This is a genomic window from Micromonospora sp. ABR4_055, assembly GCF_056160425.1.
The window spans coordinates 1-15,475 of the sequence record NZ_JBSWXD010000158.1; the positions used below are offsets into that span (position 1 = coordinate 1).

General features: G+C 71.9%; 16 protein-coding genes. 4 read left to right on the forward strand and 12 right to left on the reverse strand.

Features of this window, described 5'->3' with window-relative positions; all coding sequences use genetic code 11:
• Positions 1 to 39: 39 nt before the first annotated feature.
• From ACXAHD_RS26705 to ACXAHD_RS26715, 3 genes are all read right to left on the reverse strand, one after another.
• The gene (locus tag ACXAHD_RS26705; protein ID WP_278172509.1) at positions 40 to 288 is read right to left on the reverse strand and encodes a hypothetical protein; all 249 of its coding nucleotides are present in this window, start codon (positions 286 to 288) and stop codon (positions 40 to 42) included.
• Between the two features lie 90 nt (positions 289 to 378).
• Entirely contained in the window at positions 379 to 948 is a 570-nt protein-coding gene (locus ACXAHD_RS26710) for a hypothetical protein (protein ID WP_281552558.1), read from the reverse strand.
• 149 nt (positions 949 to 1,097) lie between these two features.
• The gene (locus ACXAHD_RS26715) at positions 1,098 to 2,444 is read right to left on the reverse strand and encodes an ABC transporter substrate-binding protein (protein WP_281552559.1); all 1,347 of its coding nucleotides are present in this window, start codon (positions 2,442 to 2,444) and stop codon (positions 1,098 to 1,100) included.
• A 131-nt stretch (positions 2,445 to 2,575) separates the two neighbouring features.
• Between ACXAHD_RS26715 and ACXAHD_RS26720 the strand changes: the two genes are divergently transcribed.
• Positions 2,576 to 2,977: a hypothetical protein gene (locus tag ACXAHD_RS26720; protein ID WP_281552560.1), complete on the forward strand. Its 402-nt coding sequence runs from the start codon at positions 2,576 to 2,578 to the stop codon at positions 2,975 to 2,977.
• Positions 2,978 to 2,999: 22 nt separating this feature from the next.
• On the opposite strand, the gene ACXAHD_RS26725 is transcribed toward ACXAHD_RS26720, so the two are convergent.
• From ACXAHD_RS26725 to ACXAHD_RS26740, 4 genes are all read right to left on the reverse strand, one after another.
• Entirely contained in the window at positions 3,000 to 3,755 is a 756-nt protein-coding gene (locus ACXAHD_RS26725) for a LytR/AlgR family response regulator transcription factor (protein WP_278172503.1), read from the reverse strand.
• Positions 3,752 to 5,005: a histidine kinase gene (locus ACXAHD_RS26730; protein WP_281552561.1), complete on the reverse strand. Its 1,254-nt coding sequence runs from the start codon at positions 5,003 to 5,005 to the stop codon at positions 3,752 to 3,754. Before ACXAHD_RS26730 ends, ACXAHD_RS26725 begins: the two co-directional genes overlap by 4 nt.
• A 117-nt stretch (positions 5,006 to 5,122) precedes the next feature.
• Positions 5,123 to 6,634 (reverse strand): sugar transferase, encoded by a 1,512-nt coding sequence (locus ACXAHD_RS26735; protein WP_281552562.1) that lies wholly within the window; start codon positions 6,632 to 6,634, stop codon positions 5,123 to 5,125.
• 322 nt (positions 6,635 to 6,956) lie between these two features.
• Positions 6,957 to 7,832, reverse strand: a complete 876-nt coding sequence (locus tag ACXAHD_RS26740; RefSeq protein ID WP_475054017.1) for a DNA-formamidopyrimidine glycosylase family protein — start codon at positions 7,830 to 7,832, stop codon at positions 6,957 to 6,959.
• Between the two features lie 46 nt (positions 7,833 to 7,878).
• Here ACXAHD_RS26740 and ACXAHD_RS26745 point away from each other — a divergent pair, with 46 nt between their 5' ends.
• Positions 7,879 to 9,072, forward strand: coding sequence for a glycosyltransferase family 4 protein (locus tag ACXAHD_RS26745; protein WP_475054019.1), 1,194 nt, complete (start codon positions 7,879 to 7,881; stop codon positions 9,070 to 9,072).
• A gap of 39 nt (positions 9,073 to 9,111) precedes the next feature.
• On the opposite strand, the gene ACXAHD_RS26750 is transcribed toward ACXAHD_RS26745, so the two are convergent.
• Genes ACXAHD_RS26750 through ACXAHD_RS26770 form a run of 5 tightly spaced genes read right to left on the reverse strand, consistent with a single transcriptional unit; the run spans position 9,112 to position 12,946 of the window.
• Positions 9,112 to 9,810 carry a CDP-alcohol phosphatidyltransferase family protein gene (locus ACXAHD_RS26750; RefSeq protein ID WP_281552565.1) on the reverse strand — a complete coding sequence of 233 codons (699 nt, stop codon included), beginning with the start codon at positions 9,808 to 9,810 and terminating at the stop codon, positions 9,112 to 9,114.
• A 7-nt stretch (positions 9,811 to 9,817) separates the two neighbouring features.
• Positions 9,818 to 10,885, reverse strand: a complete 1,068-nt coding sequence (locus ACXAHD_RS26755; protein ID WP_281552566.1) for an iron-containing alcohol dehydrogenase family protein — start codon at positions 10,883 to 10,885, stop codon at positions 9,818 to 9,820.
• Entirely contained in the window at positions 10,873 to 11,604 is a 732-nt protein-coding gene (locus tag ACXAHD_RS26760; RefSeq protein WP_475054023.1) for a phosphocholine cytidylyltransferase family protein, read from the reverse strand. Before ACXAHD_RS26760 ends, ACXAHD_RS26755 begins: the two co-directional genes overlap by 13 nt.
• A 53-nt stretch (positions 11,605 to 11,657) precedes the next feature.
• Entirely contained in the window at positions 11,658 to 12,473 is an 816-nt protein-coding gene (locus ACXAHD_RS26765) for a hypothetical protein (protein WP_475054025.1), read from the reverse strand.
• Complete coding sequence (locus ACXAHD_RS26770; RefSeq protein WP_281552569.1) at positions 12,470 to 12,946, reverse strand: NUDIX hydrolase; 477 nt, start codon at positions 12,944 to 12,946, stop codon at positions 12,470 to 12,472. Before ACXAHD_RS26770 ends, ACXAHD_RS26765 begins: the two co-directional genes overlap by 4 nt.
• A 103-nt stretch (positions 12,947 to 13,049) precedes the next feature.
• Between ACXAHD_RS26770 and ACXAHD_RS26775 the strand changes: the two genes are divergently transcribed.
• Together ACXAHD_RS26775 and corA are read left to right on the forward strand one after the other, a co-directional pair.
• Entirely contained in the window at positions 13,050 to 14,147 is a 1,098-nt protein-coding gene (locus ACXAHD_RS26775; RefSeq protein WP_281552570.1) for an aminotransferase-like domain-containing protein, read from the forward strand.
• Between the two features lie 163 nt (positions 14,148 to 14,310).
• Positions 14,311 to 15,363, forward strand: coding sequence for a magnesium/cobalt transporter CorA (corA, locus tag ACXAHD_RS26780; protein ID WP_281555783.1), 1,053 nt, complete (start codon positions 14,311 to 14,313; stop codon positions 15,361 to 15,363).
• Positions 15,364 to 15,475 lie beyond the last annotated feature (112 nt).

The following is a 15,475-nucleotide window of genomic DNA, read 5'->3' on the forward strand; positions in this document are numbered from 1 at the left end:
ACTCCCGCCTCCCCGCTGTCGTCACGACGCGTACCGCACTCAGCTCGCCGGCGGGTGTCCGCCGTCGCCGTCGACCACCTCGTCCGGGGTGCCGTCCTCGTCCAGATCGACCATGGTGATGTCGACCTTGCCGTCCCCGTCGGTGTCGAACTGGTACATGTCGGCCTTGCCGTCGCCGTCGGTGTCGACCACCCAGACGTCGGTCTGTCCGTCGTTGTTGGTGTCGGCCTTGAGTAGATCGACGCGATCATCACCGCGCGTCTCCACCGACTCCTGTGCCTCGGTCATCCCAGGTCCCTCCATCACTCAGTCACAACAGCTGCGGATGTCGACAGTAGGGTGCCATCCGGCCGGTCGCGACCCGGTCGCGACCCGGCCTCACCTCGCCGCGTAGGGGTTGACCGTCGGGTGCAGGTAGGTCACCGTCTCCGGCACGCCGTCCTGGTCGGCGTCGCGCAGCGTCTGGTCCGCCCGGCCGTCGAAGTCAGTGTCCTGGACCCAGGTGTCCGTCCGGCCGTCGTGATCGGTGTCGGCCGCCACCTGGTCGATCAGACCGTCCCCGTCGGTGTCGGTGGCGACGGCGTCGATCCAGCCGTCGCCGTTGGTGTCCGTGCCGACCTCGTCGACCCGCCCGTCGCCGTCGAAGTCGCGCAGCATGCTCTCCAGCCGACCGTCCCCGTCTCCGTCGACGTACGCGAGCTCCGCCAGCCCGTCGCCGTCGCTGTCGTGCAGGACCACGTCGGCGAGGCCGTCCCCGTCCCGGTCGACCAGCACGTCGGTGGAGCCGTCAAGATTGTGCTGGACTATCGTGTACGACCCGCTGCTGTAAGGACCGTCGCCGTACGGCTCGTAGCCGGCATCGTCGTGGCCCGGGTCGCCGCTCGGGCCCAGTCCCTGTTCCGCTTCGACCGCCCCGTCACCGAGGGCCGGATCGACCCACTCACTCATCCTGCCGCCTCTTCCGCAGATCGTCCTGGCTGCTGACAAAGGAACCGTACGCAGCGGCAACCTGCCTGTGATCCCGAGAAAGTGCCAGCTGGGCGGACCGGCCGGCGGGGGCCTGGCGACCGCCGGCCTGATCTGCTACCGGGCGGGTCCTACTCGGCGATCGGCAGCCCGGCCGCAGCCAGCGACTTGATCACCTCGGCCGACTCGGCGAAACCGATGATCAGGACCGCGTCCGCGCCGAACGCCTTGATCTCCTGGGCTTCACTGTCGAAGTTCACCGGCGGCGCGTCCGCCCCGGCCGGCGGCTCGTAGCTGAGCAGCTTGAGCCGGTCCGGTCCGACCCCGGCCCGGTCCAGCTCCGCCCGGACGTTCTCCTGCAGGCCCTCACCGTACGAGTCCTTGCGGGCCACCAGCGCGATCCGCTGCGACCCGTCCCGCAGGATCACGTCGGCGAGCGCCCGCCCCTGCAGCAGGTCCGACGGCGCGGTACGAAAGTACAGCCCCTGGTCGTCGACCTCGCTCAGCCCGGCGTCGGTGTTGCTGGGCGAGAACAGGATCAGCCCGGCGGCTGCCACGTCCGGTAGCACCTCGCGAGAGACGCCGGACGCACCGGCGCCGATGATGACGTGTACCCCTTCGTCGACGTGCCCGGCAACTGTCCGGCGGGCCACATCCGGGTTGGTCCCGTCGTCGCCGTCGAACCACTCGACCGGCTCACCGAGCACCCCGCCGGACTCGTTGATCTCCCGGACCGCGAGCGCCGCGCCGGCCGCCAACGGCGGGTACGCCAACGCCAGGTCGCCGGTGCGCGGCAGCAGGCCGCCCAGCTTCAGCGGTGCCTCGGCGCGGGTGGCGAAGGTCTCCGGCTCGGCCGGTGGCGGCGCGGCCGTTGTGGTCGTCGACTCGTCACCGGCGCCGACGAACTCGGTCTTGCCGTCGTTGATCTGGCCGTCGCCGTCGAAGTGCAGGGTGGCGTAGCTGGCGGTGGACGGCTCACCGACGTCGGTGAAGCCACCCCGTTTCAGGGAGACCCCCCGGTAGGCGATGTCCGTCCCGTCCCGGGCCAGCTCCAGGCACACTGCGACGACGTCGCACTGCTCACCGCCGGTGGTCACCCCGTTGATCTGGGCGGCGATGTCGGTCGGGTCGGTGCTGCCGGCCAACTGGGTGGCGAGCGCGCTGATCACCACCGCGTCGTACGCCTCGCCGGCGTACAGGAAGTCGGTGAGTTGCCGGTCGACCGTGCGCAGCCTGCTGATGAAGTCGTCCGACAGCGGGGTGAGCGGGCTGGTGCCCTTCATCCCGGACAGCAGCGCGGTCTGTCCTTCGAAGCCATCACGGAAAGAGTTGCTCATGTTGCCGTCGGTGCCGTACAGCCGCACCGAGTTGACCTGGGACTCCTCGGTGGCCGCCGGTTCGGCGCAGCCCGCCGCGCCGACCAGCAGGATTGCGCAGAACGCCAGGGCGGCGGTGCGGGAGCCGCGTGACACGAGCATGGGGACGTCCTCCATCGGCCGAAGGTCCGCAGGGCACCTTAGCGCCTCCTCGGCTGGAACGCGATGTCGGCCGTCCTGCCGGTGACGGCGACCCGGCCGGCGCCTTGACCTCGCCGCCTACCCTTCGGCTCATGACCGACCGACGCGATGGGGCCGACGAGGCGTTCACCGACGCGGCTGAGATCCTGCGCTCCGCCCTGGCCGGTGACAGCGACGGCGTAGCGGATGTCTTCGACGCGGTGGTGGACCGCAGCGGGGTCACCGGGGCGTACGACGTCGCGTGGTGCCTGGCCGCGACGATGGTCGGCGACGACGTACCGGCCGGCGGCTGGGCCCTCGACTTTCCCGGCATCGACGAGGCGGGCTATGACGCGCGGTGGGTGGCCAGGTTCATCAGCGCGTACGCCAACTCGGACGACTCGACCGGGGAGGCGCTGTTCGGTGCCGCGCTGGCCGACGGGCAGCTGCCTGAGTGCCTGCTCACACTGGCCGGGTCGGCGGTCGCCACACTGCGCCGCCGCCGGGCCGCCTAGCGGGAGCCCGGTTGGCCGTCGGTCACCTGCTCCAGTCGTGTTTGGCCGCCCGGACCAGCTTGTCCTTCAGTTCCCGGGTGTGTCGTCGGGAGACCGGCAGCTCGGTGCCGTCGATCACCACCACGTACCCGGAGTTGGCCAGCCGCAGCTCGGTGATCAGCCGGAGCTGGACCAGGAACGACCGGTGGATGCGGACGAAGCCGGCGTCGGCCCAGCGTTCGCCGAGGGTGGCCAGCGGCACCCGGACCAGGTGCGAGCCGTCGGCCGTGTGCAGCCGGGCGTAGTCGCCCTGCGCCTCCACCCAGCGCACCGCCGACCGGGGCAGCATCCGGGTGGTCCCGGCCAGCTCCACCGGGATCGCCGGGTCCTCCTCGTTGCGGGCGATTGCCGCCGGATGGGTCGGCACCACCCGGGCGGTCAGCACCCGGCGGACCGACTCGGCCAGCCGCTCCGCGCGTACCGGCTTGCGGACGTAGTCGGTGACACCGAGGTCGAAGGCGTCGACCGCGGCGTCGTCGTACGCGGTGACGAAGACGATCGCCGGTGGCCGGGCGAACCGGCGCAGCACCCGGGCCAGCTCCATACCGTCCAGCCCGGGCATCCGGATGTCGAGGAAGACGGCGTCGACGTCGGTGTCGCGCAGCACCCGCAGCGCCTCGGTGGCGTCGGCGGCGGTGTGCAGCCGGGCCACCCGGGGGTCGGCCCGCAGCAGGTACGCCAGTTCGTCGAGGGCGGGGGGTTCGTCGTCCACCGCGAGCACCCGGAGGAACGGGGTCACGACAGCACCTCCCACCGGCCGGTCGCGCCCGCCCCAGGTCGTACGTCGGGGTGGAACTTCGGCACCCGCATGCTCACCTTCGTACCCGCTCCCACCGCCGTCTCCACCACCAGCCCGAACTCGTCGCCGAAGACCGAGCGCAGCCGTTCGTCGACGTTCGACAGGCCGACGTGCTGGCCGGCGTCGTCGGCCGGGTCGGCGCCGCGACGTACCGGGTCGGCGCCGGCGGTCAGCACCGCCGGGTCCATCCCCACCCCGTCGTCCTCGACGGTGATGTGGCACTCGGTCCCGGCGTCGCGCGCCTCGATGCTGACCGTGCCGAGCCCAGGTTTGCGGGACAGCCCGTGCCGTACCGCATTCTCCACCAGTGGCTGCAGGCAGAGGAAGGGCAGATGGACCGGCAGCACCTCCGGGGCGATCTGCAGCCGGACCTGGAGCCGTTCGCCGAACCGGGCCCGTTCGATGGTCAGGTAGCGGTCGATCGACCGCAGCTCCTCGGCCAGCGTGGTGAACTCGCCGTGCGCCCGGAACGAGTAGCGGGTGAACTCGGCGAACTCCAGGATCAGATCCCGGGCCCGTTCCGGGTCGGTGCGGACGAACGACGCGATCGCGGTCAGCGCGTTGTAGATGAAGTGCGGGCTGATCTGCGCCCGCAGTGCCCGCACCTCGGCCCTGGCCAGCCGTTCCCGCGACGAGTCCAGCTCGGCCAGCGCCAGTTGGCTGCCGGCCCACCGGGCGGTCTCCAGGGTCGCCTGCACCAGCCCTGGTGCCGGATCGTCGTCGACCACCGCGACCAGCGCGACGGTGGCGCCGTCGTCCGGCCCGGTGAGCGGGGCGACGACGGCCCCACGCACCAGACAGTCGGGCCGGTCACAGGGCAGGTCCCGGGCGGTCAGCACGAGGGATCGGCCGGCGTCGAACGCCCGCTGGGCGGCGGCGGTGAACTGGTCGGCGTGGTGCTGGCCGCGGCCGTCGAACGCGAGCACCGCCTCGCTGCCGGTCAGCGCCGCGCCCGGGGCGCCGACCAGTGCCCGCAGGTGCCGGACCGCCTTGGCCGCGTCGGCTGCGCCCAGTCCGTTGCGCAGCGGTTCGGCGGCCAGGCCGGCGGTGTGCAGGACCTGGTACGTCGCCCGCTGCGTCGCGGTGGCGATCCCGCGCCGGGCGCGCAGCCGGACGACCGCGTACACCGCGGCGGCCAGCGCGGTCACCAGAGCCAGGACCGCCAGTGGTGCGGATAGGTTTGCCGCCACGGACAGATCTTGTCCGCTACCGGCGGTGCTGCCAAGCGGAAGGCGACGATCGGTCGGTCAGCGGTCGGCTGCCCGCTTTCGACGGACTTTCTGTCATCCGTCGGCATCCGGGATCGGTCAGTAGGCACCCTTGCGGGCCAGCACGACGCCGATGGTGCGCCACAGGATGCTCAGGTCGTAGGTCAGCGACCAGTTGTCGACGTAGTAGAGGTCCAGCCGGACCGCTTCGTCCCAGGACAGGTCGGACCGGCCGGAGACCTGCCACAGCCCGGTCATCCCGGGCCGGACCAGCAGCCGCCGCCGGACGTCGCCGAGGAAGTCACCGTCGTCGGCGGGCAGCGGCCGCGGCCCGACCAGCGACATCTCGCCCTTGAGCACGTTGATCAGCTGGGGCAGCTCGTCGATCGAGCTGGCCCGCAGGAAGCGGCCGATCGGGAAGACCCGCGGATCGTTGCGAATCTTGAACAGCATGCCGTCGGTCTCGTTCTGGTCGACCAGCGAGGCGAGCCGCTCCTCGGCGTCGACGTACATGGTCCGGAACTTCCAGACGCGGAACACCCGGCCCTCGTGGCCGACCCGGGGCTGCCGGAAGAAGACCGGGCCCCGGTCGGAGAACCGGATCGCGATCGCCACGGCCAGGAACAGTGGCGCCAGCATGATCAGACCCAGCCCGGCGGCCACCCGGTCCAGCAGGTTCTTGGCCAGCCAGCCCAGCCCGGACAGGGTGGGCTCCTCGACGTGCAGCAGCGGCAGACCTTCGATCGGCCGGATGTGCACCCGTGGACCGGCGATGTCGGTCAGCTGCGGTGCGACCACCAGGTCGATCCCGCTGCCCTCCAGCTGCCAGGCGAGCCGGCGCAGCTCGCCCGGCTCGGAGCTGGCCGAGCCGCAGACCGCGATGGTGTCCGCGCCGACCTCCCGGACCAGCGCGAGGACGTTGCGGCCGGCGTACACCGGCACCGGGGTCTCGAGACCCCGGGCCGCCGCGTAGCCGTCGGTGAGGTGGATCGCGACCGGCATCAGCCCGGCGGCGGGACTACGGGTCACCGCCGTGAAGACCTCCAGGGTCTCCGGCAGGGTGCCGACCAGCACCATCCGGTGCGTGGCCTGCCCGATCCGCCGACGCAGTACGTGCAGGGCGTACCGGGCGAGGAAGCGGACCATCAGGATGAACGCCAGCGCGCCGAGCAGCGCGGTGGCCACCGAGAGCCGGGACAGGTCGGTCTTGGTGGCGAAGGCGAGGAACGAGACGCTGGCGGCGACCGTCACCCCACCGCGCAGCACCCGCTTGAACTCGTCGGTGCCGAGCCCGAGGTAGCGCCGGTCGTAGGAGCCGGTGCCCCAGAGCACCACCACCCAGCCGAGCGGCAGCAGCAGGTAGGTGACCGTGTGGAACCAGGTGGCGTCCACGTCGGCGTCGGAGAACCCGGAGGTGGCCTTCTCGAACAGCGAGATCGACAGGTAGCTGGCCAGCACCGCCGCCGCGAAGTCCAGCGCGAGCAGGGCCGCGGTGTACGGACGGTGCCAGCGCGACGCGCGACGCCGTGCCCGGGCCCAGGCGGACCGGGGTACGCCGTTGGTCGGTGTCGGCGTCGGCGGTTGGATCTCGAAGCTGTCGACGTGGCGCACCCTGTTGCTCCGGCTGGTGTTGGTTACCGGGCGCTGGAGGCTTGTTGTCACCTCACCCACGTCCTCCCGCGTGACACGTGCCGCCTACTCTCCGTGAAGGCTTGGCTCGCCCACCAGCTCAGTCTCTCACGGCGCCCGTACACGGACGGTAACCCGAGTGACTTTACGCCCCCCGGGCCGAACGGTGGGGACCGGCGGTTCCGGTGGTGTTGAGCATTGGGACCGGGCCACTATACCGATGGATCGTCCCCGAGGAAGTCTCCTTTGTGGTGCAGATCGCCGTGGCGCGGGGCGTACAGACTTCTGCGCCCCATTTCGTCACCTAACGCACAAGACGGGACAACCGTCGGTCAGCGAGTGGGCGGCCGCCGGTCTGGCAGGTGGGGCAGTACTGCAGGCTCGAATCTGCAAAAGAGACATCTCTCACCTGGTCGCCGCAAACAGGGCAGGGAAGGCCGGTTCGACCGTGCACCCGCATCCCCGAGCGCTTCTCGCCCTTCAGCTCGGCCGCCCGCTGACCCACCGACCGGTCCACCGCGTCGGTCAGCACCCGCCGCGCCGCCTCATACAACCCCGCCAGCTGATCGTCGGTGAGCCGGTTGGTCAACGCGAACGGCGACAACCGCGCGGTGTGCAGGATCTCGTCCGAGTACGCGTTGCCGATGCCGGCCAGCACCTCCTGCTCGGTCAGCACCCCCTTGACCTGACCCCGCCGACTGCGTAGCCGCTGCGCGAAGGTGCCCGGGTCCACCGCGAGCGCGTCCGGACCCAGCCGGGCCACCCCGGGCACCTGCGCCGGATCGGTCACCAGGTACGCGGCCAGCTTCTTCTGCGTACCGGCCTCGGTCAGGTCGAAGCCCGAGCCGTCGTCGAGGCGGACCCGTACGGCGATCGGCCCCTTGCCCGGCTTCAACGGCGCGGCCGAGGGAAACGACTCCCGGTAGTGCAGCCAGCCGGCCCGCGCCAGATGTACCAGCAGGTGCAGCTCCGCCCCGCCGGCCGTCGCGCCGAACGTGACGTTGAGGAACTTGCCGTGCCGGCCGGCGTCGGTCACCGCCGCGCCGGCGGCCGCCGACGGCGGCGGATCGTACGTCTTGAGCGCGTTGATCGCCGACACCTCGACACGCTCGACCCGACGGCCGACCGCGCGCTGGCGCAGGTAGGCCGCGAGCGCCTGTACCTCCGGCAACTCGGGCACGTCCTAGACGGTAGCGTCTGACGACGTCGAGCAGGAGGGTTGACCGGTGAGAGTCGTCGTGGCGCACAACCGATACCGGCAGGCCCAGCCGTCCGGCGAGAACGTCATCGTCGACAGCGAGATCGACCAGCTCACCGCCGCCGGCGTCGAGGTGATCCCGTTCCTGCGCAGCTCCGACGACATTCCGGCGCTGCCGGCCACCGGCAAGACGCTGCTGCCGATCTCGCCCAGCTACGCCCCGGCCGCCCAACGCGACCTGGACCGGCTGCTCGCCGAGCACCGGCCGGACGTGCTGCACCTGCACAACCCGTACCCGCTGATCTCGCCCTGGGCGATCCGCACCGCGCACCGGCATCGGGTGCCGGTGGTGCACACCGTGCACAACTACCGGCAGGTCTGCTCGGCCGGGCTGTACTTCCGCGACGGCCGGATCTGCACCGAGTGCCGGGGCCGGGCGATCGGCCTGCCCGGGGTGGTGCACCGCTGCTACCGGGGTTCCCGGGCGCAGAGCGCGGTGATGGCGGCGACCCTGGCGCTGCACCGGCCCACCTGGCGGTCGGTCGACCGGTTCATCGCGCTCACCTCGGCGGTCGCCGGGCACCTGCGCGACTACGGCGTCCCCGACGAGCGGGTCGTGGTCAAGCCGAACGCGATCGCCGATCCCGGGCCGCCCGCCCCGCTCGGCGACGGCTTCCTCTTTCTCGGTCGGCTCACCCCGGAGAAGGGCATCGGCCTGCTGCTCGACGCCTGGCAGCGGCACCCGGACGGGTCGCTCGGCACACTGCGCATCGGCGGCGACGGCGAGCTGCGGCCGCTCGTCACCTCGGCCGCCGCCGGCCGCGCCGACATAGACTTCCTCGGCCCGCTGGACAGATCAGCGGTACGCGACGCGCTGCGCGCCAGCGCCGTGGTGCTGGCCGTCTCCACCTGGCACGACGTCCTGCCGACCGTGGTGATCGAGGCGTTGGCCAGCGGCCGGCCGGTGCTCGGCACCGCCCTCGGCGGCATCCCCTACCTGATCGGCGCCGACGCGGCTGGCCATGCTGGCACCGGCGCCGCTGCCGGCTGGGTGGTGCCGCCGGAGACTGCCGCACTTGCCGCCGCCCTGCCGGTCGCCCGCGCCAGCGCCGCCGCGCTGGCCGGCGTCGCCCGCACCCGCTACGAGACGACCTTCCACCCCGACGTGGTGATGAAGCAGCACCTCGCGATCTACGAGGCGGTCACCACCAGGATCACTTGACCCGCCACCAAGATCGATCTTCCGGCCCGTGAGGGTCGGTCAGCGTAGGGCGGCGCGGGCCGAGAAGGTGATGCTGGCCAGCAGGAAACCGCCGTTGACCAGAGTGAACGCGGCGATCAGCCAGACCGTCAGCACCGGAGCGACGGTCAGCACCAACCCGGCGACGAAGATCACCGCGCCGTAGTCGCGGATCAGCTTCACCAGCCGTACGGGCAGCGAGGTCGAGGTGACCATGCTGGCCGCGTTCGGGCCGGCCTGCATCACCGAGGTCACCAGGTTCACCATCCAGGTGCCGGCGAACGCCGCGAGCAGCCACACCGGGGTCTCCGGCAGTTGCGCCACCGCCACCGCGGACAGCGCCGTGACCAGCGCGATCTGCGCGGCCACGTCGCAGAGCACGTCGACCCGGGCCCCGGCCGCGCTGGTCTGCCCGGTCACCCGGGCCAACTGCCCGTCGGCGCAGTCCAGCGCGTACGCGATCTGCCAGCCGACCAGCGCGACCAGCCCGATCAGCCAGGCCGGGACGGAGCCGTCGGCCACCGCGTCGGCGGTCGCGATCACCGTTACCGACGCGGCCAGCCCGAGCAGCAGGTTCGCCACCGTCAGCACGGTCGGTGCCAACCGCAGCCGGGCGGCGGCGTACGCGAACACCGCCCCCAGCCGCTGGCTGACCGCCTCGCTGAACAGCCCACCCCCTCTGTTTGCCTGAAAGAAGGCTTTCAGGAACGGGGTAGACACTGTTTGTTCACCTTGAAGGCATGCTGAGGGCATCGAGGTATTCTGCCAGCCGCCCCCGGACGGCATCCGCACCGAGGTGCAGGTGTTCCAGGATGGTGTACCGGTCCGGCCGGGTGTGCGGGGCGTGCAGCACGGCGGCGACGAAGTCGTCGTCGGTCAGCCCCAGGTCAGCGGGGCGCACCGGCAGCCCGTGCCGGCGCAGCGCCGCCGCCAACTGCCCGAACCGCAGCCGGTCCCCGCGCAGGAAGGTACAGAACAGCGCACCCAGCCCGACCTGCTCGCCGTGCGAACCGGCCCCGGGATGCAGCAGGTCGAGGGCGTGCGAGATCTCGTGACAGCCGCCGCTGGCCGGCCGGCTCGACCCGCACACCGCCATCGCGATCCCGCCCAGGATCAACGCCTCGGCGAGGGTGGTCAGAAACGCGTCGTCGCCGAGCCCGCCCGGATGGCTGATCAGCGCCTCCGCCCCGGTGCGGGCCAGCGTCACGGCGAGACCGTCGATCGGCTCGTCGCGGACCGCGTGCGCCAACTCCCAGTCGGCGACCGCGCTGAGGTTGCTCAGCGCGTCCCCGACGCCGGCCCGGGTCTGCCGGTCCGGGCCGTCGGAGACGAAGTCCAGATCGACCACGATCGCCAGCGGGATGTGCACGCCGTACGACCCACGTCCGCCGTCGTGGTCCAGCGACGCCACCGGGGAGGCGATCCCGTCGTTGGCCAGGCTGGTCGCCACGCTCACCATCGGTACGGCGTACCGGGAGGCGGCGTACTTGGCGGTGTCGATGGTCTTGCCGCCGCCGATGCCGACGACCGCGTCGTAGGAGCGTTGCCGCAGCTTCTCGCCCAGCTCGTGGGCGGCCTCCAGGGTGCCACCGGCGACGGTGAAGACGTCGGCCCGGCCGAGCCCGGGAGCGATCAGCTCGGCGATCCGCTCGCCCTGGCCGGGGCCGACCACCACGGCGACCTCGCCGCCGGCGGAGATCCGGCGGTCGGCGAGCAGCGCGCCCAGGCCGGCGACGGCACCCCGGCGCACGTCGATGGCGAGCGGGGTGTGCACGGTACGGGCTAGTAGCGGCATGCGATGTCCCGCGCCTTGATCAGGTCGTCGTGGTTGTCCACCTCGACCCAGTCGACGTCGCCGATCGGCGCTGCCCGCACCTCACCGCCACGGTCGGCGTACTCCTGGTAGCCGTCCTCGTAGTAGAGGTTGGGGTCGCGCCGCCAGGTCGCCTCCAGCGCCTCGGCGAGCCCGGCGGCGGCCGACGCCTCGATCAGCGTCGCGCCGATGTACTCGCCGTGCGCCTGCGCCGGATCCATCAGCTTGGTGATCCGGGTCAGCTGCCCGGCGTCGTCGAAGACGACCTTCATCTCCTCGTCGGCGAGCTTCTTGACCGTGTCGACGGCGAGCAGGATGCCCGGCCCGCGCCCGGCCAGCAGCGTCTGCTCGACGCTGGCCGGGTGCACGGTGTCGCCGTTGACCAGCAGGGCACCGGCGGCGAAGTGCTCCCGCGCCAGCCACAGCGAGTACGCGTTGTTCCATTCCTCGGCGCGGTCGTTGTCGACCAGGGTCAGTTTCACTCCGTGGCGGTCCTGCAGGTCGGCCTGCCGGGTCCGGACCGCGTCCGCGGCGTAGCCGACGACGACGACCACGTCGGTGAGCCCGGCGGCGGCGAGGTTGCGCAGCCCGATGTCCAGGATCGTGGTCTCCCCGTCGACCGGTACCAGCGCTTTCGGCAGAGTGTCGGTGTACGGCCGCAGCCGCCGTCCCGCTCCGGCAGCGAGCACGAGACCGATCATCAGACGGTCCTCCTGGTGAGGGGTGGGTGGGGTACCGGTGGAGGATAGCGGCATCAGCCGGGAAGCGCGGCGAGGTCGGCGAGCAGCGTCAACCGCTGCTCTGGCTCCAGCGACTGGTACGGGCCGGCGGCCCGGCGGTCGGTCTCCTGCTCGATGGCCAGCCGGGCCGGGCCGGGCGGCAGGTCGACGATGCTGCGGGCGGTGTGCCCGGCGGCGGTCCAGGCGGCGGCGTGCGCGTCGGCCCGGTGGTAGCGCAGCACGGTGAGCCGGTTGAGTAGCAGCACCCCGGCCGGGGTGCCCTCCGGCTCGTACGGCGGGGCGACCGCGCGGAACGCGTCCTGCCCGCCGGTGTCGGTGTCCGGGCCGGCACCGGTGTGGCCGGTGTCCGGGCCGGCGTCGCCGGTGCCGGCCAGCGCGGCGGCCAGCAGTCGGCCGGTCAGTTCGACCAGCCGGGCCAGCCGGGCCGCGTGCTCGGCACCCCAGATCTGTCCGGTGACCGTGGCGTGCAGCCCGTACAGGTCGGTTAGGAAGGCGCCGCCACGTTCGGTGGCCCGCAACGCCCCGTCCGGATGGCGCACCAGCATCCCGTACGCGACCTGCTTGTCCAGCACCCGCTGACAGCTCGCCGCGTCCTGGTAGCGGGTGACGGCGGCGAACCCGGCGGCGTCGACCAGGCCGGCCGGCGCGGCCAGCCGGGTCCGCAGGTCGACCAGGTAGCCGACGGCGGCCGGACCGCCGTACCGCTGACGCAGCTCGGCCCCGGCGGTGTCGGCGGCGGCCATCGCGGCCCGGTGCACCCGGTCGACGACGGGGGCGGTGAGCGCCGCGCACTGGTGACCGGGCAGCCACAGCTGGTCGCCGGCGCTCACAGGCTCAGGGAGCGCAGTACGGCGAAGCCGTTCTCGGCGATCCGCCGGATCAGCCCGTCGTTGACGTGAGCCGATTCGTCGAGCACGTCGAGCGCGTCGGCGGCGAGCCAGCGGAACTCGGTGTGCTTGCCGGCTTCGAGCTGCGGATTGGCCAGGTCACCGTCGACCCGTACCAGATAGTCGAGCTCGACCCTGGCGATGCCGTCGTTGCCGACGTAGGCGTACTCACCGACCTCGGCGAGGATGTGGGAGACGGTCCACCCGGTCTCCTCGCGTACCTCCCGGTGCAGGGCTTCGATCGGCGTCTCGCCGGCTTCGAGGTGGCCGCCGGCGATGTCCCAGGTGTCGGGGAACAGTCGACGCTGCGGCGAGCGGCGCTGGAAGAAGATCCGGCCGTCGTCGTCGACGATCAACGCCGCGACGCAGCGCAGCGGTTCGCTGGCTGCCGCACGGTCGGGGGGTGGGGCGGACACGCCTGTGACCCTAGCGAGCACCCCGGGGGAAGAACCAGGACCAGCATGTGTGCTGCCGCACCAGCCGACGGTGATCGGCCGGGCAGGTCGTACGCTGGCACCCATGAGCGCCGAGCAGCTGATCTCGTTCGCCCGTGGGGCGCCCTCGCTGGACATCGTCGACGTCGACGGGCTGAAGGCCGCCGCCGGCCGGGCCTTCGACGCCGACCCGGCCGGGGTGACCGCCTATGGCACTTCCGTCGGCTACGTTCCGTTGCGCCGCTGGATCGCCGACAAGCACCGGGTCGCGCCGGAGCAGGTGCTGGTGACCAACGGGTCGCTGCAGGCCGACGCGTTTCTCTTCGACCACCTGGTGAAGCCGGGCGACGCGGTGGTGGTGGAGCGGCCGACGTACGACCGGACGCTGCTCAACCTGCGTCAGCTCGGTGCCGAGGTGCACCCGGTGACGCTGCAGCCGGACGGGCTGGACACCGACGAGCTGCGCAAGCTCCTGGAGTCCGGGGTGCGGCCGCGGCTGGCGCACGTCATCCCGAACTACCAGAACCCGGCCGGGGTGACGCTGTCGCTGCCGAAGCGGCGGGCGTTGCTGGAGCTTGCGGTCGAGTTCGGGTTCACCATCTTCGAGGACGACCCGTACGCCGACATCCGGTTCCGCGGCGAGGCGCTGCCGTCGATGCTGTCGCTGGACACCGCCGGCGTGGTGGTGCACGCCTCCAGCTTCACCAAGACGGTCTGCCCGGGTGTGCGGGTCGGTTACCTGGTCGGCGCCGCCGGGCTGATCAAGGAGATCGCGGCGCGCGCCACCAACCTGTACATCTCACCGGGCATGGTGGCCCAGGCGATCGTGCACCAGTTCTGCGTCTCCGGCGACCTGGACCGGTCGATCACCACGGTGCGTACCGCGCTGGCCGAGCGCGCCCGGGTGCTGGCCGAGTCGTTGCGCAAGCACATCCCGGGGGTACGGTTCACCGAGCCGGACGGCGGGTACTTCCTCTGGGTCGACCTGCCTGACGACGTGGCGGTGGACGCGCTGGTGCCGGCGGCCGCGCAGCGCGGTGTCGCGGTGGTCAAGGGCAGTGACTTCCTGCTCGACGGCGGCGAACACGCGCTGCGGCTGGCCTACTCGGCGGTCACCGTCGACCAGATCGACGAAGGCGTACGCCGGTTGGCGGCCGCGATCGACGAGGTACGCGCGGGGTAGCCGGCCGGCGTCTCTGCCGGCTTCGGCCGGGCGGGTGCCGGGGTGCCGGGAAGGAGACGGGCGGATGGCGGACCAGGACCGTGGGCAGCAGCGGTGGCCGGACGGCGGGAGCAGCCGCGCGTTGTCGCGGGCCTGGACGGCCCCGGTCCGGGCGGTCAGCCGGATGCTCACCTCGACCGAGACCCCGCTCGCGCCGGACCCGTCGTCGGTTGAGGAACGCAGTGGGGTGGTCGACTGCGCGCTCTACATCGACGGCATCCGCCAGCCGGGCTCGTGGCAGCATCCCGAGGCGCTGGCGACCGCCCGCCGGGAGCGCAACGCGTTCGTCTGGCTGGGGCTGCACGAGCCGAGCCTGGCCGAGATGGCCGGCATCGCCGACACCTACGGGCTGCACGAGCTGGCCGTGGAGGACGCGGTCAAGGCCGAGCAGCGGCCCAAGCTGGAGCAGTTCGGCGAGGTCAACTTCCTGGTGCTGCGAACCGCCCGGTACGTCGACCACGAGAAGCTGACCGGCGACTCGGAGGTGGTGGAGACCGGCCAGGTGATGCTGTTCATCGGGCAGGGTTTCGTGATCAGCGTGCGGCACGGCGACGCCTGCCGGCTGGCGCCGGTGCGGGCCGACCTGGAACGCAACCGGGACCTGATGGTGCAGGGGCCGTGGGCGGTGGCGTACGCGATCACCGACCGGGTGGTGGACCTCTACCTGGAGGTGGTGGACCGGATCGAGACCGACCTGGACACCGTCGAGGCGGACGTCTTCTCGCCCGAGGCCAGTGACAAGGTGCACGAGATCTACCAGCTGAAGCGGGAGCTGGTGGAGTTCAAGCGCACCGTCGCCCCGCTGCAGCGGCCGATGATGACCCTGACCGCCGAGATCAACGATGACGTGCCGGCCGAAATCCGCCGTTACTTCCGGGACGTGCAGGACCACCTCAGCCGGGTGGTGGAGCAGGTCAACGCGTACGACGACCTGCTGAACTCGATCCTGCAGGCCCGGCTGGCGCAGGTGACCGTGGCGCAGAACAACGACATGCGCAAGATCGCCGCCTGGGCCGGTATCGCCGCGGTGTGGACCGCGTTGGCCGGCATCTACGGGATGAACTTCGAGTTCATGCCGGAGACCGGTTGGGAGTTCGGCTACCCGGTCGTGCTCGCCCTGATGCTGGGCATCTCACTGGTGCTGTACCGGTCGTTCCGGCGCAACGGCTGGCTCTGAACGCCGTCGTGCCGCTGCGGTGTCGGGGGGGGGGGGGGGGGGGGGGGGGGGGGGGGGGAGGAGGGGGGGGGGGGGGGGGGGGGGGGGGAGAGGCGGGATGGGGGGGGGGGAG

Bases quoted from the DNA above. Each gene is read 5' to 3' on its own strand.
- ACXAHD_RS26705 (WP_278172509.1), bottom strand. From the start codon at position 288: ATGACCGAGGCACAGGAGTCGGTGGAGACGCGCGGTGATGATCGCGTC.
- ACXAHD_RS26710 (WP_281552558.1), bottom strand. From the start codon at position 948: ATGAGTGAGTGGGTCGATCCGGCCCTCGGTGACGGGGCGGTCGAAGCG.
- ACXAHD_RS26715 (WP_281552559.1), bottom strand. From the start codon at position 2,444: ATGCTCGTGTCACGCGGCTCCCGCACCGCCGCCCTGGCGTTCTGCGCA.
- ACXAHD_RS26720 (WP_281552560.1), top strand. From the start codon at position 2,576: ATGACCGACCGACGCGATGGGGCCGACGAGGCGTTCACCGACGCGGCT.
- ACXAHD_RS26755 (WP_281552566.1), bottom strand. From the start codon at position 10,885: ATGCCGCTACTAGCCCGTACCGTGCACACCCCGCTCGCCATCGACGTG.
- ACXAHD_RS26760 (WP_475054023.1), bottom strand. From the start codon at position 11,604: ATGATCGGTCTCGTGCTCGCTGCCGGAGCGGGACGGCGGCTGCGGCCG.
- ACXAHD_RS26775 (WP_281552570.1), top strand. From the start codon at position 13,050: ATGAGCGCCGAGCAGCTGATCTCGTTCGCCCGTGGGGCGCCCTCGCTG.
- corA (WP_281555783.1), top strand. From the start codon at position 14,311: ATGCTCACCTCGACCGAGACCCCGCTCGCGCCGGACCCGTCGTCGGTT.